At 44.9% G+C, this 22966-nt stretch carries 17 protein-coding genes; 12 read left to right on the top strand and 5 right to left on the bottom strand.

Going from position 1 to position 22966, the window contains the following annotated elements; translation table 11 throughout:
- The first annotated feature begins 83 nt into the window (after positions 1-83).
- Positions 84-800, top strand: a complete 717-nt coding sequence (locus L5L77_RS12860; protein ID WP_012587648.1) for a FadR/GntR family transcriptional regulator — start codon at positions 84-86, stop codon at positions 798-800.
- 103 nt (positions 801-903) lie between these two features.
- Here L5L77_RS12860 and L5L77_RS12855 read toward each other — a convergent pair whose 3' ends face one another.
- The gene (locus L5L77_RS12855) at positions 904-1839 is read right to left on the bottom strand and encodes a glycoside hydrolase family 43 protein (RefSeq protein ID WP_259215996.1); all 936 of its coding nucleotides are present in this window, start codon (positions 1837-1839) and stop codon (positions 904-906) included.
- Between the two features lie 205 nt (positions 1840-2044).
- On the opposite strand from L5L77_RS12855, the gene L5L77_RS12850 reads away from it, so the two are divergent.
- The 8 genes from L5L77_RS12850 (at position 2045) to L5L77_RS12815 (ending at position 11591) form a co-directional block, all read left to right on the top strand.
- On the top strand, positions 2045-3778 hold the full coding sequence (locus L5L77_RS12850; protein WP_263185838.1) for an IlvD/Edd family dehydratase: 1734 nt from the start codon (positions 2045-2047) through the stop codon (positions 3776-3778).
- A 60-nt stretch (positions 3779-3838) separates the two neighbouring features.
- Complete coding sequence (locus L5L77_RS12845) at positions 3839-4609, top strand: SDR family NAD(P)-dependent oxidoreductase (RefSeq protein WP_113940438.1); 771 nt, start codon at positions 3839-3841, stop codon at positions 4607-4609.
- A 107-nt stretch (positions 4610-4716) separates the two neighbouring features.
- Complete coding sequence (locus L5L77_RS12840; protein ID WP_263222880.1) at positions 4717-5772, top strand: aldose epimerase family protein; 1056 nt, start codon at positions 4717-4719, stop codon at positions 5770-5772.
- 107 nt (positions 5773-5879) lie between these two features.
- Complete coding sequence (locus tag L5L77_RS12835) at positions 5880-6818, top strand: ABC transporter substrate-binding protein (RefSeq protein WP_263222878.1); 939 nt, start codon at positions 5880-5882, stop codon at positions 6816-6818.
- A 33-nt stretch (positions 6819-6851) separates the two neighbouring features.
- Entirely contained in the window at positions 6852-8351 is a 1500-nt protein-coding gene (locus L5L77_RS12830; protein WP_263222877.1) for a sugar ABC transporter ATP-binding protein, read from the top strand.
- Positions 8352-9464 (top strand): ABC transporter permease, encoded by a 1113-nt coding sequence (locus L5L77_RS12825; protein WP_113940442.1) that lies wholly within the window; start codon positions 8352-8354, stop codon positions 9462-9464.
- Positions 9461-10423 (top strand): galactofuranose ABC transporter, permease protein YjfF, encoded by a 963-nt coding sequence (gene yjfF / locus L5L77_RS12820; RefSeq protein WP_263222875.1) that lies wholly within the window; start codon positions 9461-9463, stop codon positions 10421-10423. The genes L5L77_RS12825 and yjfF overlap by 4 nt, the downstream gene beginning before the upstream one ends.
- Positions 10416-11591, top strand: coding sequence for a family 43 glycosylhydrolase (locus tag L5L77_RS12815; RefSeq protein WP_263222873.1), 1176 nt, complete (start codon positions 10416-10418; stop codon positions 11589-11591). The genes yjfF and L5L77_RS12815 overlap by 8 nt, the downstream gene beginning before the upstream one ends.
- A gap of 309 nt (positions 11592-11900) precedes the next feature.
- On the opposite strand, the gene L5L77_RS12810 is transcribed toward L5L77_RS12815, so the two are convergent.
- Entirely contained in the window at positions 11901-12794 is an 894-nt protein-coding gene (locus tag L5L77_RS12810; RefSeq protein ID WP_263185831.1) for an MBL fold metallo-hydrolase, read from the bottom strand.
- Positions 12795-12929: 135 nt separating this feature from the next.
- Between L5L77_RS12810 and L5L77_RS12805 the strand changes: the two genes are divergently transcribed.
- Positions 12930-13880 (top strand): GlxA family transcriptional regulator, encoded by a 951-nt coding sequence (locus L5L77_RS12805; protein WP_263185830.1) that lies wholly within the window; start codon positions 12930-12932, stop codon positions 13878-13880.
- 224 nt (positions 13881-14104) lie between these two features.
- Here L5L77_RS12805 and L5L77_RS12800 read toward each other — a convergent pair whose 3' ends face one another.
- The 3 genes from L5L77_RS12800 to L5L77_RS12790 form a co-directional block, all read right to left on the bottom strand.
- Positions 14105-16483 carry a glycoside hydrolase family 127 protein gene (locus L5L77_RS12800; protein ID WP_263185829.1) on the bottom strand — a complete coding sequence of 793 codons (2379 nt, stop codon included), beginning with the start codon at positions 16481-16483 and terminating at the stop codon, positions 14105-14107.
- Between the two features lie 248 nt (positions 16484-16731).
- Positions 16732-17679, bottom strand: coding sequence for a glycoside hydrolase family 43 protein (locus L5L77_RS12795; protein ID WP_263185828.1), 948 nt, complete (start codon positions 17677-17679; stop codon positions 16732-16734).
- A gap of 99 nt (positions 17680-17778) precedes the next feature.
- Positions 17779-19194 carry an MFS transporter gene (locus L5L77_RS12790; protein WP_263185826.1) on the bottom strand — a complete coding sequence of 472 codons (1416 nt, stop codon included), beginning with the start codon at positions 19192-19194 and terminating at the stop codon, positions 17779-17781.
- 212 nt (positions 19195-19406) lie between these two features.
- Between L5L77_RS12790 and L5L77_RS12785 the strand changes: the two genes are divergently transcribed.
- Together L5L77_RS12785 and L5L77_RS12780 are read left to right on the top strand one after the other, a co-directional pair.
- Positions 19407-20465 carry an arabinan endo-1,5-alpha-L-arabinosidase gene (locus L5L77_RS12785; RefSeq protein WP_263185824.1) on the top strand — a complete coding sequence of 353 codons (1059 nt, stop codon included), beginning with the start codon at positions 19407-19409 and terminating at the stop codon, positions 20463-20465.
- A gap of 2 nt (positions 20466-20467) precedes the next feature.
- Positions 20468-22351 carry a family 43 glycosylhydrolase gene (locus tag L5L77_RS12780; protein WP_263185822.1) on the top strand — a complete coding sequence of 628 codons (1884 nt, stop codon included), beginning with the start codon at positions 20468-20470 and terminating at the stop codon, positions 22349-22351.
- Positions 22352-22966 lie beyond the last annotated feature (615 nt).

Genomic DNA, 22966 nt, shown 5'->3' with positions numbered 1-22966 from the left:
TATCATAACATTTGATCAATTTCGGCTTTTTTAGCGAGTTATTTTAGATTCTGTTCGGCTATATCGGGACATAAGAGGGCGCAATGGCAAATCAGGCAAACAACCGACCGCAGAATATCCACAACTGGGTGGCCAGCGAACTTGGCTCGCGTATTGTTGGCGGATTTTATGCTCCGGGTGAATATATTCCCAATGAGAACACCATTTGTGAAGAACTTGAGGTGTCTCGCACTTCGCTCAGAGAAGCCTTTAAAGTGCTTACCGCAAAGGGCTTAATTGAATCGCGTCCCAAACTGGGCACCCGTATTCGTGAGCGCCGCCATTGGAATATGTTCGATCCCGTGATTTTAAATTGGTTTTCTCAATCTAAACCCTCACCCGAATTTTACACGTCGTTGTATGAAATCCGTGAGGTTTTTGAGCCCGCTGCTGCCGAACTTGCCGCGAAAAAACGTACTCCAGCGCAACTTAAAATCATTGCGGCAGCCTATGCCAAGATGGAAGCGGCGCAAGTGGGCACAGATGAGGTTTATACCTCGGATATTGACTTCCACATGGCGATTTTAGATGCGACCAACAATGAGTTTATGGTCTCTTTAGGCGTATCAATTCAGTCGGCTTTACTCGAAATTTTTAGATTGAGTAGTACCATCCAAGATGATTTCCTCGAATCACTGCCAGGCCACAAGGCCATTTATACTGCGATTGAAGCAGGGGACAGTGAACGTGCTAAAGCAGAAATGAATAAACTGCTCTCCACCTCCCAAGATACGCTAAAGAAAAATATCGAGCACAAATAGCATCACGCACATGCTTGGTGGCAACAAAAAGGTGATCCGATATTCGGCTCACCTTTTTAGTTTCTACAACTGTCCTCGCACCATATTAGCCATCATCAGAGTATTACTGCGCCGAAGTAATGCCTTCCGTCGTCATCTGAATTCGTTTAATCGTGCCATCTTCATTGTAATAAAGCGGGTCGATGGCAACGGTTCGTCTAAACTCACCGCCGCCATTTTGCGAGGCGCCAGTATGATAAATAAAATAAGATTTGCCTTTAAATTCAATAATTGCTTGATGATTTGTTGGTGAGTTACCTGCCACTTCATTCAGTATGCCTTGGTACTTCCACGGGCCTTTTACATTATCGCTGGTCGCGTAGGCGATTTTTTCGGGGAAACCTGAGGCATAAGAAAGGTAATAGGTTTTATCCTTTTTATGCACCCATAATGCTTCGGTGAAATTAGGCACATCGATAGCGTGAATAGGGCCATCGAGTTCGATCATATTGGGCTTTAGTTTGGCATAACGAGGCTTTGAGTTACCCCAAAAAATATAGGCCTGCTGATCATCATCGATAAATACCGCTGGGTCGATATCATCCCAGTCGATGTCGGTATCGGTTGTCATATCATTGGTGATCAGTGCCGTCCCACGCGCATCCTTAAAAGGGCCTAATGGACTGTCTGCAACGGCCACACCAATCGCAAAGCCATTAATCTTGGCGTGTCTTGCTGTAACATACCAATAAAACTTACCCTCTTTTTCAATTACATGGCTTGCCCAAGCATCGCCTTTTGCCCAACTAAAATCCTTAACCGCTAACTTACTGCCGTGTTCGGTCCAATTCAGCATGTCCTTTGAACTAAAGACTAACCAATCGTGCATCTCAAAGAAGGTTTTGTTGTCTTTGGCCACATCATGCCCAGTATAAAGGTACACAGTATCCTGATGGACCATAGCGGCAGGATCGGCAGTAAACACTTCGGGGAACACAGGATTAGCGGCAAATGCCGCCGAATTAAATACTAAACAAATACTCAAAAGTGCCTTTTTCATAATTCCTCTATTGTTTTTTGACATTTTAGTATTATAGTAATACCAATACTTTTACCCACTAGCAATCTTTAAAGCGCAAATGATTAACGACTGTCTTTTTGCCACTTTGGGCGAGGACAGAGCGGCATACAGTGGCGAGGTAAGTGTCAATGCGGTAACCGAGTGCATTCACTAAGGCACAGATTGTTATAACGAAGGTGTGAAAATGAATAATAAAAAAACGAAAGCACTTCGTTCTGCGAGTTGGTTTGGGAGTGATGACAAAAATGGCTTTATGTATCGCAGCTGGATGAAAAACCAAGGCATACCAGACCATCATTTTCAAAATAAACCTGTGATCGGCATCTGTAACACTTGGTCAGAACTTACACCTTGTAACGGCCATCTGCGCGATTTAGCACAAAGGGTCAAAAACGGCATACGTGAGGCAGGGGGAATACCGGTTGAATTCCCCGTATTTTCCAATGGCGAATCCAATTTACGTCCAAGCGCTATGCTGACACGTAACTTAGCAGCGATGGATACTGAAGAAGCGATTCGCGGTAATCCGATTGATGGTGTTGTCTTATTGGTTGGCTGCGATAAAACCACCCCCGCATTATTGATGGGCGCCGCCAGTTGTAACTTGCCGACGATAGTCGTCACTGGTGGACCTATGCTCAATGGTAAGCACAAAGGTAAAGACGTGGGCTCAGGAACTCTAGTCTGGGAACTGCACCAAGAGTATAAAGCGGGCAATATCAGTCTTGCAGAGTTTATGAATGCTGAAGCCGATATGTCTCGCTCAACGGGCACCTGTAATACCATGGGCACAGCATCAACTATGGCTTGTATGGCGGAAAGTTTAGGCACAAGTTTACCGCAAAATGCCGCCATTCCTGCCGTAGATTCACGGCGTAATGTGTTGGCCCACATGTCTGGCATGCGTATTGTTGACATGGTGCATGAGGATTTAACGCTGTCGAAAGTATTGACCCGCGAGGCTTTTATCAATGCGATAAAAACCAATGCGGCGATTGGCGGCTCGACCAACGCGGTGATCCATTTAAAAGCGATAGCAGGTCGTATTGGTGTTGAATTGTCATTGGACGATTGGTCACACGGCTACGATGTGCCCACCATAGTGAATCTAAAACCTTCAGGTCAGTACTTGATGGAAGACTTTTACTATGCAGGAGGTTTGCCCGCAGTGTTAAAGCAGCTGTTTAATAAAAATTTATTGAATAAAGACACTTTAACAGTGAACGGCCAAACCCTGTGGGCAAATGTAATGGATGCGCCTTGCTACAACGAAGAGGTCATCATGAACATCGATGCGCCCTTAGTTGAAAATGGTGGGATTCGGATATTAAGGGGAAATCTTGCTCCCCGAGGCGCAGTAATTAAGCCTTCGGCGGCCAGTCCTCATTTAATGAAACACAGTGGTAAAGCTGTGGTTTTTGAGAGTTTTGATGACTATAACGCTCGTATAAACTCTCCAGAATTGGATATTGATGAAACCAGTATTATGGTGCTCAAGAATTGCGGCCCCAAGGGATATCCGGGCATGGCGGAGGTGGGTAATATGGGATTACCACCTAAGCTATTGAAAAAAGGCATTAAAGATATGGTCAGGATTTCCGATGCGCGCATGAGTGGCACCGCATTTGGCACTGTAGTCTTGCATGTTGCACCCGAAGCGCAGGATTTAGGTCCCTTAGCGGCGGTGCAAAATGGCGATATGATCACGCTTGATACCTTTGCGGGTATTCTGCAACTTGAGATCAGCGCTGACGAATTAGCAAATCGATTGGCTAAGTTAGCCTCGGTGAAACCCGTTCCCATCGGCACTGGATATTTGTCTCTTTTTAAAGAAAGAGTGCTGCAAGCGGACGAAGGTTGTGACTTTGATTTTCTAGTGGGATGTCGAGGTGCTGATATTCCGGCACATTCCCATTAAACATGGCACCTTTTTCTTTTATAATGAAACCAAATAATTATTTTAAAAAAAGGTTGAGTTATGAAGTTGAGTAATCAGTACCCGAGCTTAAAAGGAAAGACCATTTTTATTAGTGGTGGCGGTACGGGTATTGGCGCCTGCTTAGTGAGATCTTTTTTAGAGCAGGGCGCAAAGGTTGCATTTGTAGATATTCTTGTGGATGAGTCAAATCAACTGGTTAACAGCTTATTGACTAATCAAGCTGATGCAGTCTTAAAGTTTTATCCCTGCGATCTGATTGATATCGACGCACTAAAAACGGTGTTAGCAACAGTAGAACAAGAATTAGGGGCGATCTCAGTCTTAATCAATAACGCCGCCTGCGATCAACGTCATAGCATAGATGAAGTGACGCCCGAGTATTGGGATCACTGTTTAAATACCAATTTACGACATTACTTTTTTGCTGTTCAGGCTGTTAGGCAGCAAATGCAACGCCTCGGTGGTGGTTCAGTGATCAACTTAGGCTCGATGAGTTGGCACAATCGTCAGTCTGGCATGGCGGGTTATACCGCTTCTAAAGCCGGCGCTATGGGATTGACCCGAGGACTCGCCGCAGATTTAGGTAAAGATAAAATTCGAATTAATACCCTAACGCCAGGCTGGGTGATGACTAAACGTCAATTAACCCACTGGGTAGATAAAGATACGGCAAAACATATCGAAGATAATCAATGTATCAAAGACTATGTGATGCCAGAAGATATCGCAGCCATGGCATTATTTTTGGCTTCAGATGATAGCAAACTCTGCACTGCACAAAACTTTATCGTTGATGGTGGTTGGATTTAGTCATTAACAATACCGTTTGTGGTTCATTAAGTCGTTATTTATTACGCGTGGATAGGCGAGGAGTGCTGCTGATAAAAATTTAAATACTAAAAGGTGACACTACCGTTATGCAACTCTCAATATCAACGCAAAAATTAACTCATGCCGCATTTCCTGGAGAGTTGCATTTAATCACCTTAACCAATAGCCATGGTTTGGAGGTATTATTATCTAATTATGGCGCGAGCATTTGGTCGGTTAAACTTCATGACAAAGAAGCACAACCGATTGATTTAAGTTTGAGTTACAAAAACATTCAAGATTGGGCAAAAAACCCTTATTATTTTGGTATTACTGCAGGCCGCGTTGCGAATCGAATAGACGGTGCTCAATTCTCACTCAATGGCAAACACGTTCAATTAACGCCAAACGAAGGTAATAATCAACTTCATGGCGGCGCCCAAGGATTAAGCCATTGTCTCTGGCAATGTGAAACCCTGCGCTACCAAGATGCTGTCGCGGCAAGTTTCACCATAATCAGTCCTGATGGTGACCAAGGCTACCCAGGTGAGCTAGTGATAAAAGTTGAATACAGATTAAATGAAAACAATGAGTTAATTATTACCTATGAAGCAAAATCGGATCAAACAACGCCAGTTTGCTTAACCAATCATACTTATTGGAATCTAGCCTCCGATAAACAAAACGGAATACTAGGCCATTCTTTGCAACTCCAATCAAAACATATTTTAGCCTTAGATGCAGAGCAAATTCCTACGGGTGAATTAATCCAAGTAGAGAATACCGCCTTTGATTTTAGACAACCTAAAATGATTTTACGTGATATTCATACCTTAGATAATGGCTATGATCATTATTTTGTCATGGATAAAAAATACAGTAGCACATCAAATTTAAACGTCATTGCTAATTTGGTCGATCCTATTTCAGGACGTGAAATGGAAATAAGTACGACAGAACTAGGATTACAATTTTATAGCGGAAATTTTTTAGATGGCTCGCATTTCGATAATCACGGTCAGCCATTAATTCAATATCGCGGTTTATGTTTAGAAACCCATGGCTATCCAAACGCCGTTAATATTGATCATTTTCCGACTGTGATCCTAGAAGCCAATATCTTGTACAAACAAATTACGGTACACACATTTAAAAACATCTGAGTTTTATAAATTTTATAACCAGTAAATAACGAAACGTTTTAAGTTTGATCTTCTGAATTAAGAAGGTCTGGGGATTTTTGTCACTAAAATTTTGAAAGGGAATAATAATGAAAAATTTTAAACTAGTTTCAGCGTTCAGTTTATGGGCAGTTAGTACCAGTTGCGCATTCGCGACAACTGTCGGGTTTTCACAGGTAGGGTCAGAAAGCGGTTGGCGAACTAGCTTCAGCGAGGCAGTAAAAGCAGAAGCCAAGCAAAGGGGCATTGACTTAAAATTTGCCGATGCACAGCAAAAACAAGAAAACCAAATCAAAGCCGTACGTAGCTTTATCGCCCAAGGTGTGGATGCGATTATTATTGCGCCAGTAGTCGAAACGGGTTGGAAACCGGTACTGAAAGAAGCCAAACGTGCCCACATTCCTGTTGTTATAGTTGACCGTAATATTAAGGTCGATGACGATTCATTATTCCTGACCCGCATTGCCTCTGACTTTACCGAAGAAGGCAGCAAAATCGCCCAATGGTTAATGGATAAAACCCAAGGCAAATGTGATATCGCCGAACTACAGGGCACTGTTGGTGCCACTGCCGCCATCGATCGTGCAGCCGGTTTTAATGCCGTTATCGCAAATTATCCCAATGCCAAGATTATCCGCAGCCAAACGGGTGAATTTACCCGTGCTAAGGGTAAAGAAGTGATGGAAGGTTTCCTTAAAGCACAAAACGGCCAAGCACTGTGCGCCGTTTGGGCACATAACGACGAAATGGCACTTGGCGCCGTGCAAGCCATTAAAGAAGCTGGACTAAAACCGGGGACAGATATCTTGATTGTTTCGGTTGATGGCGTACCGGATTACTTTAAAGCCATGGCCGATGGGGAGGCCAATGCGACAGTAGAATTGAGCCCCTATTTAGGCGGACCAGCCTTTGATGTTATCGATGCATTCCTTAAGGGAAAAAAAGACCAATCGAAACTGATTAGCACTACGGGTGACGTTTATACCCAAGAAACCGCCGCCGAATATGAAAAGCGTCGCCTGCGTTAATCGACGATAACGCGTTTCTTGGGGAGACAAGCTATGAGCCTTATCTTAGAACTGCAGAATATCAGTAAGCATTACCCCGGCGTGAAAGCGCTAGAAGAGGTGAGTTTACGTTTATATTCAGGGGAAGTTCATGCCCTCTTGGGCGAAAACGGTGCGGGTAAGTCCACACTGGTGAAAGTGATGACAGGGGCACAATCCAAAGATGGCGGGGATATTATTTTTCTGGGTGAACAACAACATTTTTGTACGCCGATTGAGGCACAGAAAATCGGGATCAGCACAGTTTATCAAGAAGTGAATCTGGTTCCGAATCTTTCCGTGGCGCAGAATTTATTTCTGGGCCATGAGCCTAAACGTTTTGGGTTAATTCACTTTAAAAAGATGTATGCCGATGCCCGCAGCGTATTGACTCAGTTTAAGCTGGATATTGATGTCACTGCGCCACTGTCACAATACTCTATAGCCGTACAACAGCTTATCGCCATTGCCCGTGGCGTAGCCATGTCAGCCAAAGTGTTGGTATTAGATGAGCCAACGGCCAGCCTTGATGCGGATGAAGTACAAGTGCTATTTGGCATTTTAAAACAGCTTAAACAAAAGGGTGTGGCCATAGTGTTTATCACCCATTTTCTCGATCAGGTTTATCAGATAAGTGACCGCATTACGGTACTGCGAAACGGTCGTTTTATTGGTGAATATCTCACATCTGAGTTACCCCAATCCCAATTGATTGAAGCTATGCTCGGGCGTTCATTGCTAGAGCAACTGGTTGATAAAAAGATTGAAGATAATCCAGCAAAGGGTACTTCAGCGGTACTGTTATCCCTTGAGGGCGTGTCCGTTAAAGGCTCCATTCAAGCCATGACGCTCACTGTACCTAAAGGTCAAGCAGTGGGTCTTGCTGGCTTGTTAGGTTCAGGGCGCAGTGAAGTTTGCAATGCAGTTTTTGGACTGGATTTGCTTGAAAGCGGCAGCATTCACTTAGCAGGTAAAAAATTAAACCTTTCACAACCTGTTGATGCGATTCATGCGGGGATCGCGCTGTGTCCTGAAGATCGCAAAATTGACGGCATCATTGGACCTTTATCCATTCGCGAGAACATCATTTTAGCCTTGCAGGCGAGGGTGGGATGGTGGCGCAGTTTATCGAAAGCGAGGCAAGAGGAAATTGCCCAGTTCTTTATCGATAAATTGCAGATCGCCACGCCCGATGCCGACAAACCCATAGAGCAGCTCAGTGGCGGTAATCAGCAGAAAGTGATCTTAGCGCGCTGGCTTGCCATTGAACCGATTTTGTTAGTGCTCGATGAACCGACCCGCGGTATCGATATCGGCGCCCATGCCGAAATTATCAAACTGATTAGATCCCTGTGTGACGATGGTATGTCGCTGCTCGTTGCCTCCTCCGAATTAGATGAACTTGTCGCATTCTCCAACAAAGTCGTGGTGATGCGCGACCGTTATGCAGTGCGTGAATTAACGGGATCAGAACTCACCTCACAACACGTTATGCAAGCCATTGCGGAGGGATAAATGAAAAGCTCAGCAGAAATGATGTCGCCGGAGGCTTTACCTATGAATAGCCAGCAAACAATGACCAAAGAAAAAACAGACCGTTATCAAGCGGGTAAGTCAAAGTCCTTCGGTCGTTATCTTTGGCCTTTATTAGCGTTAGCCTTATTGCTGCTAGTTAACTTGTTTATCGACAGCAGTTTTTTCCATTTAACCTATCAAGATGACCGTCTTTATGGCTCCTTGATTGATATTTTAAACCGCAGTGCGCCAGTCGCTTTGCTCGCGATTGGCATGAGTTTAGTCATTGCCACAGGTGGGATTGACCTCTCTGTTGGTGCTGTGATGGCAATCGCAGGCGCGGTCTGCGCTAACCTTTTGCTGGTGCCGGATATCAGCTTAGTGACAGTGGTATTGGCGGGTTTGATGGTTGGCCTCGCGGCGGGTTGTATTAATGGTGCCTTGGTCAGTGTTTTAGGCATTCAGCCCATTGTGGCAACTTTACTGCTTATGGTTGCTGGGCGCGGCGTCGCTCAGCTAATCAATCAGGGGCAGATCATTACCTTTCAACATGAAGCATTTGCGGCAATCGGTGTTGGGCAGTTTTTAGGCTTACCTATGCCGATTTGGATTGTCATTGGCATGTTGCTACTGACCCAATTATTGCTGCGCAGAACCGCTTTGGGACTTTTTATTGAGGCCGTAGGTTGTAACGCCAAAGCGAGTCGTTACCTTGGTATTAATGATAAATCCATCAAGCTGTTCGTGTATGCCATTGCCGGATTATGCGCAGCGTTAGCCGGCATGATAAGCACTGCCGACATTCAAGGATCAGACGCTAATAATGCGGGCTTATGGCTTGAGCTCGACGCCATCTTAGCTGTAGTGATTGGTGGCGCAGCGTTAACTGGTGGCCGTTTCTCACTTGTGTTGTCGATCATCGGCGCGCTGATCATCCAAACCTTGGCCACTACGATTATCGTCAGCGGTTTACCTGCCAAATTTAACCTGTTGATCAAAGCCATAGTGATCTTAAGTGTACTGTTACTGCAGTCTGAGAAATTTAGACGTCAGCTATCGGGACTATTCAAACTTCGCACCTTCAACAGCGCCAAGGCTGGAGACAAAAAATGATCGCTAAACGTTTTATTCCCCTATGGATCACGGCCTCCTTACTGCTAGTGATGTTTTTGATAGGTTCAATGCAGTTTGAAGGCTTTGCCAGTGTCAGAGTCGTGACTAACTTATTCCGTGATAACGCTTTTTTACTGATCACCGCACTCGGGATGACGTTAGTCATCATCTCCGGGGGCATCGATTTATCCGTAGGCTCAGTGATTGCCTTAAGTGGCGTGCTCACCAGCGTGTTAATTACCGAATATCACTGGCATCCACTGCTCGCCTTTGCACTGGTTCTGCCCCTTGGCACACTCTTTGGTGCCTTGATGGGCAGCATTATCCACGTTTACAAGCTTCAACCCTTCATTGTGACCTTAGCGGGGATGTTTTTAGCACGTGGCATGGCAACCACCATCAGTGAAGAATCAATCGCGATTGATCATCCGTTTTACGATGCCATTGCTGATTTGAGCATTGCCTTACCCGGTCATGGTTCGCTTGATATTAGCTCACTGATTTTTATTCTGTTTTTCATCATTGTTGCCGTCATGATGCACTACAGCCGTTTCGGAATCAATGTGTACGCCCTTGGCGGTAATGCGCAATCGGCGGAGTTAATGGGGATTTCTATCGCGAAAACCACTATCTGTATTTATGCGCTCAGTAGTTTTCTCGCAACGTTGGCGGGAATTGTATTCACCTTTTATACCTTTTCCGGTTATGCGCTCGGAGCGATTGGAGTCGAGCTCGATGCCATTGCCGCTGTGGTGATTGGCGGCACTTTACTTACCGGCGGTAGGGGCTTTGTGTTAGGTACTGTGCTTGGGGTGTTTTTAATGGGGGTGATCCAGACCTACATTACCTTTGATGGCACGCTCAGCAGTTGGTGGACCAAGATAGTGATTGGATTATTACTATTTTTCTTCATCGTGTTACAAAAACTCTTGAATGGACGTAAACCTAGCCATGGATAAGTTAACCTCAATGACTCGCTCTAAACCTATTAGCTATAAGCATGTTAGCTCTCAACATGGTAACGCTAATCAAATTCACCCTAAATCAAGCCGTTTTTCGGCACTGGCGGTGTCAATTGCGCTGTCGGTTTGTATGGCAGGCCCTGCGAATGCAGTGCCTGTACTTGAGCATAAAGCTGTCGTTCATCAGGCCATTACCGCACAAAATACCAAATCCACTGTTCAAAACGCGCCTTTTATTGCCCGCAGCGCCGATCCTTGGGTAATTAAAGCCGACGATGGCAGCTATTACTTTATCGCCTCTGTACCTGAATTTGATCGAATAGAACTGCGCCATGCCGCCACGATTCAGGCTCTAAGCCAAGCAAAGCCTAAGATCATTTGGCATAAGCATGAGTCTGGGCCCATGAGCATCGACATTTGGGCGCCCGAACTACATAAGATTGATGGCCGTTGGTATATCTATTATGCCGCCAGTGATAAAGACCTGCGTTTTCATAACCGTATGTTTGTATTAGGCTTAAATGGCGATGATCCGATGACGGGTGAGTGGGAGGAACTCGGACGCCTTAAGACAGCGCACGATGCATTTTCCTTAGATGCCACCAGCTTTCAAGTAGGCGAACAGCGTTATTTTATTTGGGCGCAGCAAGATGAGGCTAAAAGCTACAATACGGGATTGGTGATCGCCAAAATGGTGTCGCCGACGCAGGCGTCAGCAGCGGAAACCATCATCACCGAACCTTTGCTCGACTGGGAAAGATTAGGTTTTAAAGTCAACGAAGGCGCTGCCGTGCTCATTAAAAATGGCAAAGTCTTTGTGACCTATTCCGCTAGCGCCACAGATGATCGATACGCTATGGGCTTGCTGTGGGCGGATCAAACGGCCGATCTCCTCGATCCCAATAGCTGGCACAAAGCACCCACATCCGTATTTAGCAGTAATCCAGTACTTAAACGTTTTGGCCCTGGGCACAACAGCTTTGTACTGGCAGAAGACGGTAAGACGGAGTTAATGTTCTACCACGCCCGCAATTACCTTGAACTACAAGGAACGCCACTCACCGACGGCAATCGCCACAGCTATTATCGCGCGATATCTTGGTCAGCAGATGGCATGCCACAGTTTGATAATGAGCTCAGCGATGCGCAAACGTTTGCTAAGTGAACCTCAAAATTTTTTATAACTTATAAAGCGGCATAAGCAGTAATAATCGGAGTTAAAATAGCCTTGAGTGAGCACAGACTGATGCAGATATTAGAATTTTTGTGTTTAACTCATACAGGCTTGCCATGGTATCCACTCACCTATGTAGTGACCAACAAAATTTGGCCACTGTTTTAAAGATTGAAATCCATAATATTACATTCATGCTAGCGAGTGAATCAGACTACCGTAGAGTGATTCACTCGCTACTTCGAGTACTCACTTATCCCGTTTATTCCTCACCCACAACTAATTAATCAAGAAGCTATATTACAACTTCAAAAATTCGCCATCTTCAGGGATTAATATATGATTTTCAATCCCTTCTTCTTGCACAAATTCCCTTAATTCTTTACGAGTCAATGCCGCATGGTTAACAGTGTCCATATGTACAGCAATGATGTTAGCCTGAGGTGCGTGTTTAATGGCACGAACTGTATCTTCTTTACCCATGATAATTGAACCTTTAAGGCTTTCCATTCGTGCATCACCCGTGTTAAGAACAACGACTTCAGGCTTAAATTGACGTAACGTATCTTCTACTTCATCGCGCCAAATAGTATCACCAACAAAATAAACAGTGTCGTAATTGTCCGCCTCTAACACAACTCCCATAGCCTCGCCTAGTGCCTTAGCTAATTCTGGGATTGCATACATTTCATCCGTTCCATGCTGCCCACCTGTTTTGGTTAAACTAATATCATTGAACTTAGTTTTAAAACCTAACACACGCACATCTTTAAAGCCTTGAGCACGAATAGTCTTTGCATCTTCTTCATTTTGCACAAATAAAGGTATTGATTTAGGTAGTAAACTTTGTGCCATATCGTCCCAATGATCAAGATGTGTGTGAGTAACAATAACGGCATCTACATTGTCAATTACAGTTTTAGCTTTCATGGGTAAATCGACCATCGGTATGCGTATTTCACTACGGTAAGTACCTGCAAAGCCTGGATAGGTATCTTTCTTTGACAACATAGGGTCGATCAAAAATGTGGTATTACCATATGTAATTTTTGATGTTGCATTTCGGATATGCTGAAAGTGTACCTGTTGTGATTCTGCATGCAGAACTGGAACCGATTCGGCTAATGCATTGGTACTATTAATGATAGATGCAAACCCTAAGGTGAGTAGTGTACTGATAGCTTTGCTTTTCATAGTGTATCTCTTTGGCTGTTGATTAATGTAGCCATTATCCTTGGTACTTATGAGTATAAACATTGACCCAAATGACAAACTTCGAAACAATTAGGCCAAATAGTGATATAACGTTTACAAGTGAGCACTTTGCATATGCAAACACCAACAGTAGCTTTAGTTCTCTACCCCCATTTCAGTGCGTTCAATGTTGCGGTACCTCAAGCCGTGTTTTCGATGATGCCAGATGGCAAACCTATTTTTGATTTAAAAATTGTGTCAGTTGATGGTGAGCAACAACATGCGGATAATTGGATAACGATACAACCAGATGGTGGGCTAGAGTTATTGGAATTGGCTGATATCGTTATCATTCCTGGATGGCATGAGTTAAACAGTGCACCAGCACCTAATTTATCTAAAGCACTGGTTCGAGCCCATGAGAGAGGGGCAATGGTAGTAGGGCTTTGCTATGGCGCTTATGCGTTAGCTTACTCAGGACTATTAGATGAAAAAGAGGCGGCGACTCACTGGATGGCAGAGGACGATTTTACCGTTCGCTTCCCAAATATAAAGCTAAATACAAATGCACTTTATGTTGAGAGTGACCATATAGTCACATCTGCTGGTACTGCTGCGGCTTTAGACTGTTGCTTGTATATTTTGAGGTCTTTCTATGGGACAAAAATAGCGAATAAAGTTGCACGTATCTTAGTTGTACCACCACACCGAGAAGGAGGTCAGGCGCAATTTATTGCACAACCTATCCCAAAATCAACTCAAGATGCTGAGATCAATCGGTTACTGGATTATTTACGTGAAAACCTCGACAAACAACATTCCATTGCAGATTTAGCAGAGCGATTATTTATGAGTCGCCGTACCTTTACTCGACATTTCAACAATGCTACCGGTATGTCATTTGGGAAATGGCTTATTAACGCTCGTCTACAACGAAGCATTGAACTTCTTGAAAGTACGTCACTTTCTATCGAAAAGGTATCTGAAATGATGGGTTTTCAAACCGCAACGTCATTCAGGCAACATTTTAATCAACGTTTTCAAGTTAGCCCAAGTGCTTGGCGTAAAACGTTTGCGGGAAACTAACGATGTTAGGGCTATGTTGGAAGCAACTCTAAAATAAACTATAAACGCCGATTTTACTGAGTGTTCGATTTTTACAAGCACACTATTTATCGAAACCCCGTTTTGGGCAAAAACACGTTAGCCAAAAGCTAACGTGAAATGATTGGGTTCAGCCCGTGAACCAGACTAGGCAAGTCTGATTCACTGTAACGATTTGTGAAATAGACTTTATTACTCTCACATTATTACAGATGTTCAGTGGACTTCAGTAATCTTACTTCATATAAACCACCTGCAATCGAGCCAGCTTTAGCGACAAACTTAACGGTAAAGGGCTGAGTGGGGGCGCTCAGCATTTCGGCGGGAATAGGGTAGTCTTGGCTATAAAAGTCTGCGCCTTTTTCCCCGCTCAATGTCACGGCTGCGAGTAACTTACCGTTAATGTGGATCTCAAACTCTCGGCCTGTATCTAAGCCGAAGTAGGTGAGCCTTAACAGCGGTGCAGTTTCTCCCTTTGCATTCAACTGATAACTAAACCAATCGTGGGCGTGGCGCCAATGGCGGGTGCCATTGAGTCCAGTTTCACTCTTAGATGCCTTAAAGAAATGATCGGCTTCAGGTTGTTGCTCACCGGGCAAGACTAAATCGAGCGTCTGCGCCGCAAGCTTAGCTTCAAATTGAGATTTCATACTCAGGGCTTGCTGTCGCTGTTGCCACTCATTAGGCGCACTTTGCCCAAAATAAACCGTGTAACGACTGTCGTGGAGGCGAAAGAAGGGGATCAGCTCTAAGGATTTAGTCTGATTCATCCGCGCCTTGCCGGTAGAAAACTTAAGTTCACTGAACGGCAAGCGGGTGATCTGCTGCAAAAATGTGGTGCCATCGCTAATAAAAATCGGCGCTTGGTCGGGTTCACACATAGGGCCTTTGGCAATGTGGCCCATGCGGCTACTATCACCGATAAAGTTTAAGGATTCATTGGCAATCGGCTGTGTTTTGGCCGCCAGAACAATCGGCCCATACAGGACTGAGTAATAAGAGCTTTTATCGGGTATTTGTTCTAACGTCACAGTCATGGGTAAGGTGATGCTGATCTTATCGCCCTTATGCCACTGACGTTTGATCTTGATGTACTGGCCTGCAACGGCGTTAAACTTTTGCGCTTGACTATTAATACTCAGCGTTAAATCATTATGTTGCACCCACTGTGGATATCGCACATTAAGGGCAAACTGCGCATCTTTGTCTAAGGTTATTTCTGAGGTATTAGCATCAGGGAACAAGGTTTTCTGCGTAACGGTGATACCTTTTTTCTGCCAATGTACCTCGGAGTCGACAAACAGATTCACATAAAACTCATCACCCTCGCTGGCGTAAATGAGTTCGCCATACTTAGCGTGATTTTCAATCCCAGAACCGACACAACACCACATACTTTGCTGGGCAGAGGAATAGACGCGGTAATGATCGGGCCTCATAGGCGTAAAGTACACAAGTCCACCGTTATCAGGGTGTTGAGACGACAAAATGTGATTATAAAGGGCGCGCTCGTAGTACTCGATATAAGCTAAATCGGCTTTATTTTCATCGAGTAGCTTGTTTTCATAGAGTAGCTTAGACAGTTTTAGCATGTTGTAGGTGTTACAGGTTTCGGGCCCTTCGGCCGATTCCAACATGCTGCTGAAATCGTCACTGGGATGAAAATGCTCCCGCACACTGTTACCGCCAATGGATGCCGTGCGCTTATGCACGACTTGCTGCCAGAAGAAATCGGCACTGTCTAACCAAACCTTGTTATTACTTAACTCTGCAATGCGGGCGACGCCGACGATTTTCGGAATTTGCGTATTAGCATGTAAACCCGTGAGTTTGTCTTTGTGGTGTAACAGTGGCTGCAGCAAGGATTGATCGGTATAGCGTTTAGCTAGAGCTAAGTATTTATTTTGCCCTGTGATGGCGTAAACATCGGCTAAGGTTTCGTTTAAGCCGCCATATTCGGTACGCAGCATCAGTTGCAACTGTTCATCACCCAGCTTATTGCTTAAATGCAGCATCCAATCGGCGAAATTCACCAGCATTTTTTTCGCGGTTGGATTATTGGTGTACAGATAGGCATCCCTTAAGCCTGCAAACACTTTATGGACATTGTACCAAGGCGCCCAAGCTTGGTTGAGGGTGAATAAATCAGCCTCTATCTTACCTTGCTCGATTTGCTGCCATAGCAGACGGCTATTGGGCACACCGCCAAGATAACCATTGCCATGGGCTTGCTGACACTTTTCTAACTCGGCCACCATGTAATTGAGTCGTGCTAATACGGCTTCATCGCCCGTCGCCGCGTACATCAGCGCAAGCGCTGAAAGATAATGTCCGCCGATATGACCATCTAAACCCGTATCTTCCCAATTAGGATAATTTTCAGCTGTGGTCGCTATGCCTGCATCCTTACGATAGGGCGCTAATAACCGTTCGGGATCCATCGACATGATGTAGTGCAAGTCGGTTTGCTGGGCATGCAGAAAAGGGCCGGCGGTAATACGCACATCATTAAGTGGGATAGCACTTGGTGCTGCAAAGCCGAGTGGTGTGAATAAACAGAGGCTTAAGAATAATGCGGATTTCATATCAGATCCCTTTAAAGTTTAGGCACGTAAAACTCATCTCACACTAGCTATTCGGTTTAGAACAGTGGGCAATAATAGACTTGCAGTCTCACAAACATTTGCGTAATGCGGACACTTGCACCACAAAAAATATCGCTAATAAAAAGCCCCAAATAGAAGGGGCTTTAAACTCAGAACTTAAAATAAGAGCTTGAGCTAAGGGCATAAGCTAAAGGTTTTAGGTCAGCAGCTTTAAATGCAAGAACGCTCTATTCCTGAATAGAAGGTTTACCAAATACTGGCATACCCACATCATCCCAACGTAATGCCTTCACATAGGTATGGCGGTTAGGATCCCATAACGGGTCGCCTTCAATTTCAGTGTAGGTGCGCGCGTGGTATATCAATAGATCGGTTTCACCATCTTCCGCTAAGGTAAAACTGTTATGTCCCGCACCGTAAACACCGTGCTCATAACAACTTGTCATCACAGGTTCTGATGCTTTATGCCATTGAGTTGCATCGAGTAAATCGGCATTCTCATCAATAGACAGTAAACCCATGCAATAATTTTCATCGGTAGCACTGGCGGAATAGGTGATAAAGATTTTGCCATGACGTTTTAGCACGGACGGACCTTCGTTAACCCAAAAGCCTTTGATCTCCCATGGATATTCAGGCTTGGTTAACATGACAGGCGTTGAGTTTATCTTGTCTGGTGTGTCCATTTTGGCAATGTAAAGATTGCTATTGCCTTGGATGTCTGGGGCCTTTTGTGCCCACACATAGTACAGCTGACCATTGTGTTCAAAGGTTGTTGCATCGAGGCAGAAAGTGTCGATACCGGTATCGAGCTGACCAAGGAACTGCCATTCGCCCGTCAGTGGGTTGGCATCATTACAACGCAGCACATACATGCGATGTTGAAACAGCGCATCTTTAATTTCTCGGCTCGGCGCAATTGCAACATAGAGATACCAAGCACCTTGATTAAAATGGATTTCTGGCGCCCATACTAAGTCAGAATATGCACCCGTATCCGGTTTATGCCACACATCAACCGGAGTCGCATCGGCAAGTCCTGCAATCGTGGTCGCTCTGCGTAATTCAATGCGGTCGTACTGCGGCACTGACGCGGTGAAATAATAAAAACCATCCGTGTACTTATAAATAAAAGGGTCGGCACGTTGTTCAATTAAAGGGCTGAGCTTTAACATCTTTTACTCCAAACTATTCCAAAACCGGATTACAAAAAATGAACTTGAAAAATTAACATCACTGATCCAAATAGCAGATCTATCATTGAATCAACACCGCTACACCGAGACTTTTGGATCGCCATTACCGCCTTGAGTTGTGTGCTTAGGCTTAGGCGTGGCCTCTTCATTAAGAATTTCCATATCGGGTAGTGCTTGCTTGATATCTTCATAAACACGGTCAGATATTTTGTACTTAAACATCAACAACCCCATCAGCGCGTGGAAAGCACCAGGAATGACAGTTAACATCAAGGAAATCCCTGTCAGGGTGAAACTGCTTTGTACTTGCCCTGGTTGATAGTTGAAGTAAGTCAGTAACATGCCCACTACAAAACCTGCGGCGCCCATACCCGCTTTTTGGGCGAATGAGATCCCACCAAAAGCTAAACCCGAAACCCTATGACCTGTTTTAACCGTGCCGTAATCGACCGATTCAGAAATCACTGACCAAAAGACAGGAGCATGTAAATCCACCACAAAGGAGATGGCAAAATAGAGCACAAAGGCAAGTACGATATCGCCTGGCTGCACGGTAAAGAACATCAGTACACTTAAAATACCAACGATGAGTTGGCTATAGCGGAACAGCTTAAGCTTACAGTAACGCTTAGTGATCCAGGTTGAGGCCACCATCGCCAGAATCGCGGCGCCAACACCGGTTGAGAGAAATGCCGACAGCATTTTGGCGTCGCCACCGAGGTAATATGTCGCGTAATAGGCGGCAACTGAGCCGCGAATAACGTAACCGACTGTGCCTATCACGCAGATAGAACACAGCACTAACCATTGATCGTTCTTTAATAGCAACTTCAATTGTGTACCAATAGGCTTAGTTTCTACTTTGTAGGCCACACGCTCTTTAGTGGTAAAGAAACAGAATAAAAACAACAATGTTGCCATTAATGCCATTACCCCCATGGCCTTTTGATAGCCAGCAGCAAGGTTATCACCGCCCCAAGATGCTGCCAGCATAGGCACAATAATAGTCACTAAAAAAGCGGCAATTTTAGCGAAGAACAGTCGATAGCCATTGGCGGATAAGCGCTCTTTGGGGTTGTCTGTTAATACGCTAATAATGGAAATATAAGGAATAGTGACTGTAGTGAAAATAATCGTCACCAGAATATAAGTGGAATAAGCCCAAATCAGTTTGGCGTTGTAGTCCCAGTCCGGTGTACTAAAGGTTAAAAAGACTGACAGTCCAAACGGCACCGCCATAAACAGGAAGTAAGGGCGATAACGACCCCAACGTGTGGTTACTTTATCGTTAATAATGCCCATGAGTGGATCGGTAATGGCATCGATTAAACGAACCAGCAAAAACAAAATCCCCACATCAGCAGGTTTTAGGCCAAAGATGTCAGTATAAAAGAAGGTAATAATTAACATCATTGAAGACATCACCACGTTTACGGCCATATCCCCAGAGCCGTATCCGATCTTTTCAATGACCGACAGTTTATGAGAACTCATCAGAAATCCTTATTATATTTTTTATAAACAGTGAGTTAATGTATCAGCAACACGTTATACCGTATTCCCCATGTTAATACATTCTCTAACTGTTAATTTTCCCATGTTGGATTGTTACTTATTTGTCTTGATAGTATGATAACCTTAATCATCATACAATAGCATAATAGCTATTTTGTTATATTTGGATCTTGTTTCATTAAGGAGAATTGATGCCACCACTATATGTTTCATCTAAAAAACACCTTAAGCGGCTCAACTGTGCCTTGCTGCTCGGCCTTCTTGGCACTGTCGGTAACGTAAGCGCAAAACAGGTGAGTATTCATGATCCGGTAATGGCGCAAGAAGCGGGGAACTATTATCTGTTTAGTACAGGCCCTGGCATTACTTATTATTCTTCAAAGGATAAAGTGCACTGGGCATTAGCGGGCAGGGTATTCGACACTGAGCCCACATGGGCCCGCAGTGTTGCACCGGGTTTTAATGGTCACCTATGGGCGCCGGATATCATTGAGCATAACGGCAGTTTTTACCTTTATTACTCTGTCTCGGCCTTTGGTAAAAATACCTCCGCGATTGGTGTAACCGTCAATAAAACTCTTGATAAACAATCAAAAAATTATCAGTGGCTTGATAAGGGCATGGTGTTGCAGTCTATTCCCGACCGCGATGCGTGGAATGCCATTGACCCGAATATTATTGTCGATGAACAAGGCACGCCTTGGATGAGTTTCGGTTCATTCTGGCAAGGGTTGAAGCTCGTTAAACTCAATAGTGACTTTATCTCGATTGCCGAGCCGCAGGAGTGGCATACCTTAGCCAAGCTAGCACGTCCTGCACTGCTAGCAGAAACCGAACCCGGCCCAGCGCAAATTGAAGCCCCGTTTATTTATAAAAAAGCGGATTTTTACTATTTATTTGTCTCCTACGGTCTTTGCTGCCGTGGTGACGACAGTACCTATCATTTAGCGGTTGGCCGCTCGAAATCAGTGACGGGCCCTTATCTTGATAAAGCCGGTAAAGACATGGCTCAAGGTGGCGGCTCCGTGTTGCTTAACGGTACTAAGGCATGGCCAGGATTGGGGCACAACAGCGTGTATCAATTTGATGGAAAAGATTATTTAGTCTTTCACGCCTACGAATCCGTCGATAATGGCTTACAAAAACTCAAAATTGCTGAACTGACATGGAACCAAGGTTGGCCAGTGGTCGACCCTAACGCGCTCACCCAATATCAAAGTGTATTAGTTGACTCAGTAGGAAATAAATAACAATGACTCATTCTCTGACTAAATTAGTCGCCGTAATGGCGCTGTCATCCTGCTTGGGGGCAGGTATGGTTCAAGCATCGCCCATATCAACGGACGATAACCGCATCACCAGCGAAACGTTTGCCAACCCTTTGTTTAGAAATGGCGCAGATCCTTGGCTTGAATACTTTAATGGTAACTATTATCTGACCACGACAACGTGGACTTCTGAATTAGTGATGCGCAAATCGCCCACGATTGCCGGGCTTGCCGATGCTCCCGCGCACAATATTTGGACTGGTACAGATAAATCCCGTTGCTGTAATTTTTGGGCATTTGAATTCCATCCGATGCAAACCGTCGATGGTCTACGCTGGTATGTCATTTATACCTCAGGCGTTGCAGAAAACTTCGACGGTCAGCGCAATCATATCCTTGAAAGTGAAGGCAGCGATCCCATGGGGCCATACACCTATAAAGGTACGCCTATGCCGGATCATTGGAATATCGACGGCAGTTATTTGGAATATAAGGGACAGTTGTATTTCCTCTGGTCTGAGTGGCACGGTAAAGATCAAGTCAATTTAATCGCTAAAATGAGCAATCCCTGGACCGTTGAAGGCGAGCATAAGGTGATCACTCAGCCTATTTATGCGTGGGAAAAGTCCGGTCTAAACGTTAACGAAGGACCAGAAATCATTCAGCACCAAGGGCGCACCTTCCTTGTGCATTCGGCAAGTTTTTGTAATACAGAAGATTACTCACTTGGCGTGGTCGAGCTCACGGGCGCCGATCCTATGGATCCCGCAGCGTGGACTAAATACGACAAGCCTTTTTTCAGTAAAGCCAATGGGGTTTATGGTCCTGGACATCACGGATTCTTTACCTCCCCCGACGGCAGTGAAGATTGGTTGGTTTACCACGGCAACTCTTCACCCACAGATGGCTGCAGTGGCACACGTTCCGCTAGAGCCCAACCCTTTAAGTGGGATGACAAAGGCCTGCCTCACTTTGGTGAGCCAATGGCAGATAAGCAACCCTTACGCGTTCCTAGTGGCGAGTTTGGGCCATTGAAAGCCAAAGTTGAAGGGGTAAAATACCGCATTGTTAACCATGATACTGACCAGTGCCTCATCACTAATGCCAAGGGCGATGTCAGCGTTAGCCGTTGTGACGATAAAGCCAGTACTTGGGTGATTGATCCCACCAATGACGGGCTTTATCGATTTGCTAACGTGGCCGAAGGCACTTTTCTCACCCAAGAAAATTGCCAAGACAGTGAAGCATTGGGCGTGAATGCTGCGCCTTGGGTCGCCTCTCGTTGTCAGCGTTGGTCAGTGGATGCCAGTCATGATGGCTGGTTCCGTTTTGCCAATGAGCGTTCTATTCAAAATCTACAAGCCGCCAATTGCAGTACCCAAAAGGGCGCAGCTGTGGTTACTGGTGAAAACCGCGTCAGCGATTGTACTGACTGGCGGATTGAACCGGTATCTCATTTAGCGATTGTAAATGCCCACAGTGGACGAGTGGTGTCGGCGCAACAATGCGACGTTAAAGCCAATGCCAATGTGGTTCAACATGAATATACCGCCAATGCCTGCCAGCAATGGCAAGCAACATCCACCACTGATGGTTATTACCGCCTGCAATCGAAGCAGCTAACGGCGAACAAACAAGCCCAATGCTTAGTGAGTGTTGATGGCAACTTACAACTGGGTGGTTGCGAGCAGGCGGACAGTGAATGGCGAACTGAGTTTATGCCAAATGGTTCACTGCGTGTCGTATCGCGTAAGGGCGGTTCATCGATGAAAGTGGCAGGCGAGTCCTATGCCAATGGCGATAATATCGTTGAGGATGTCTGGAAAAATACCATTTCGCAGCAGTTCTATTTCAGAGAGGTGAAATAGCAACAAATAGTTTGTAACGAGTGCTTGAAATGTCGTTTGATTTGAGGTCGCTTAACGACATCTTGGTTGAGCCTATGTTGCTCAGCGCTGTGCAGTAACTGTTTAACAGTTACTGCTTTTTTATACCTCTACCACTTACTCATCGCCTGCCAAACTAATCGAATGGCCGCAAAGTAAGCACAATGCTAAAAGCGGCCACCAATCCGCTAGCGACACCCCCATGCCTTCAAACACCGCAATTTTAACTCCGTGCTGCAGTGACATCAACATGGCAAAGGTTGCGCCACCAATGCCAAAACAGGCCGTAACAAAGAGGTAAATGCGGCGCTAAGGGTGAGTAGGGCAAACATGTCAGCGGGGATCACATTAAATGAAAACCATGAAGAGGGCATAAGTCGTATTCGAGAAGTGTGAGGGTGCCAACAGTAGCAAAATCGCTTGAGGCTTTCAAAGCTCATAAGCTGTCACTTAGATTCCCACTGGTGTCTCAACGAGTTAGGGTAAGTCCTGCCCAGACCACTTAGTAAAGTCGATCTATGAAAGTTAACCAATAACTGATTTAGCTGCATCGTTGATGCATGTCGTGATAGTAGGCCATCATGTGGATGACCAAAA

Origin of the sequence: Shewanella sp. SM29 (genome assembly GCF_025654245.1) — a bacterium.
Lineage (GTDB): Bacteria > Pseudomonadota > Gammaproteobacteria > Enterobacterales > Shewanellaceae > Shewanella > Shewanella oncorhynchi.
The sequence above is the reverse complement of the archived record's forward strand: the minus strand, read 5'-3'. Positions and strand labels throughout refer to the sequence as shown.

Excerpts from the sequence above, each read along its gene's own strand:
- L5L77_RS12860 (WP_012587648.1), top strand. The coding sequence starts at position 84 with ATGGCAAATCAGGCAAACAACCGACCGCAGAATATCCACAACTGGGTG.
- L5L77_RS12855 (WP_259215996.1), bottom strand. The coding sequence starts at position 1,839 with ATGAAAAAGGCACTTTTGAGTATTTGTTTAGTATTTAATTCGGCGGCA.
- L5L77_RS12850 (WP_263185838.1), top strand. The coding sequence starts at position 2,045 with ATGAATAATAAAAAAACGAAAGCACTTCGTTCTGCGAGTTGGTTTGGG.
- L5L77_RS12845 (WP_113940438.1), top strand. The coding sequence starts at position 3,839 with ATGAAGTTGAGTAATCAGTACCCGAGCTTAAAAGGAAAGACCATTTTT.
- L5L77_RS12840 (WP_263222880.1), top strand. The coding sequence starts at position 4,717 with ATGCAACTCTCAATATCAACGCAAAAATTAACTCATGCCGCATTTCCT.
- L5L77_RS12835 (WP_263222878.1), top strand. The coding sequence starts at position 5,880 with ATGAAAAATTTTAAACTAGTTTCAGCGTTCAGTTTATGGGCAGTTAGT.
- L5L77_RS12830 (WP_263222877.1), top strand. The coding sequence starts at position 6,852 with ATGAGCCTTATCTTAGAACTGCAGAATATCAGTAAGCATTACCCCGGC.
- L5L77_RS12825 (WP_113940442.1), top strand. The coding sequence starts at position 8,352 with ATGAAAAGCTCAGCAGAAATGATGTCGCCGGAGGCTTTACCTATGAAT.
- yjfF (WP_263222875.1), top strand. The coding sequence starts at position 9,461 with ATGATCGCTAAACGTTTTATTCCCCTATGGATCACGGCCTCCTTACTG.
- L5L77_RS12815 (WP_263222873.1), top strand. The coding sequence starts at position 10,416 with ATGGATAAGTTAACCTCAATGACTCGCTCTAAACCTATTAGCTATAAG.
- L5L77_RS12810 (WP_263185831.1), bottom strand. The coding sequence starts at position 12,794 with ATGAAAAGCAAAGCTATCAGTACACTACTCACCTTAGGGTTTGCATCT.
- L5L77_RS12805 (WP_263185830.1), top strand. The coding sequence starts at position 12,930 with ATGCAAACACCAACAGTAGCTTTAGTTCTCTACCCCCATTTCAGTGCG.
- L5L77_RS12800 (WP_263185829.1), bottom strand. The coding sequence starts at position 16,483 with ATGAAATCCGCATTATTCTTAAGCCTCTGTTTATTCACACCACTCGGC.
- L5L77_RS12795 (WP_263185828.1), bottom strand. The coding sequence starts at position 17,679 with ATGTTAAAGCTCAGCCCTTTAATTGAACAACGTGCCGACCCTTTTATT.
- L5L77_RS12790 (WP_263185826.1), bottom strand. The coding sequence starts at position 19,194 with ATGAGTTCTCATAAACTGTCGGTCATTGAAAAGATCGGATACGGCTCT.
- L5L77_RS12785 (WP_263185824.1), top strand. The coding sequence starts at position 19,407 with ATGCCACCACTATATGTTTCATCTAAAAAACACCTTAAGCGGCTCAAC.
- L5L77_RS12780 (WP_263185822.1), top strand. The coding sequence starts at position 20,468 with ATGACTCATTCTCTGACTAAATTAGTCGCCGTAATGGCGCTGTCATCC.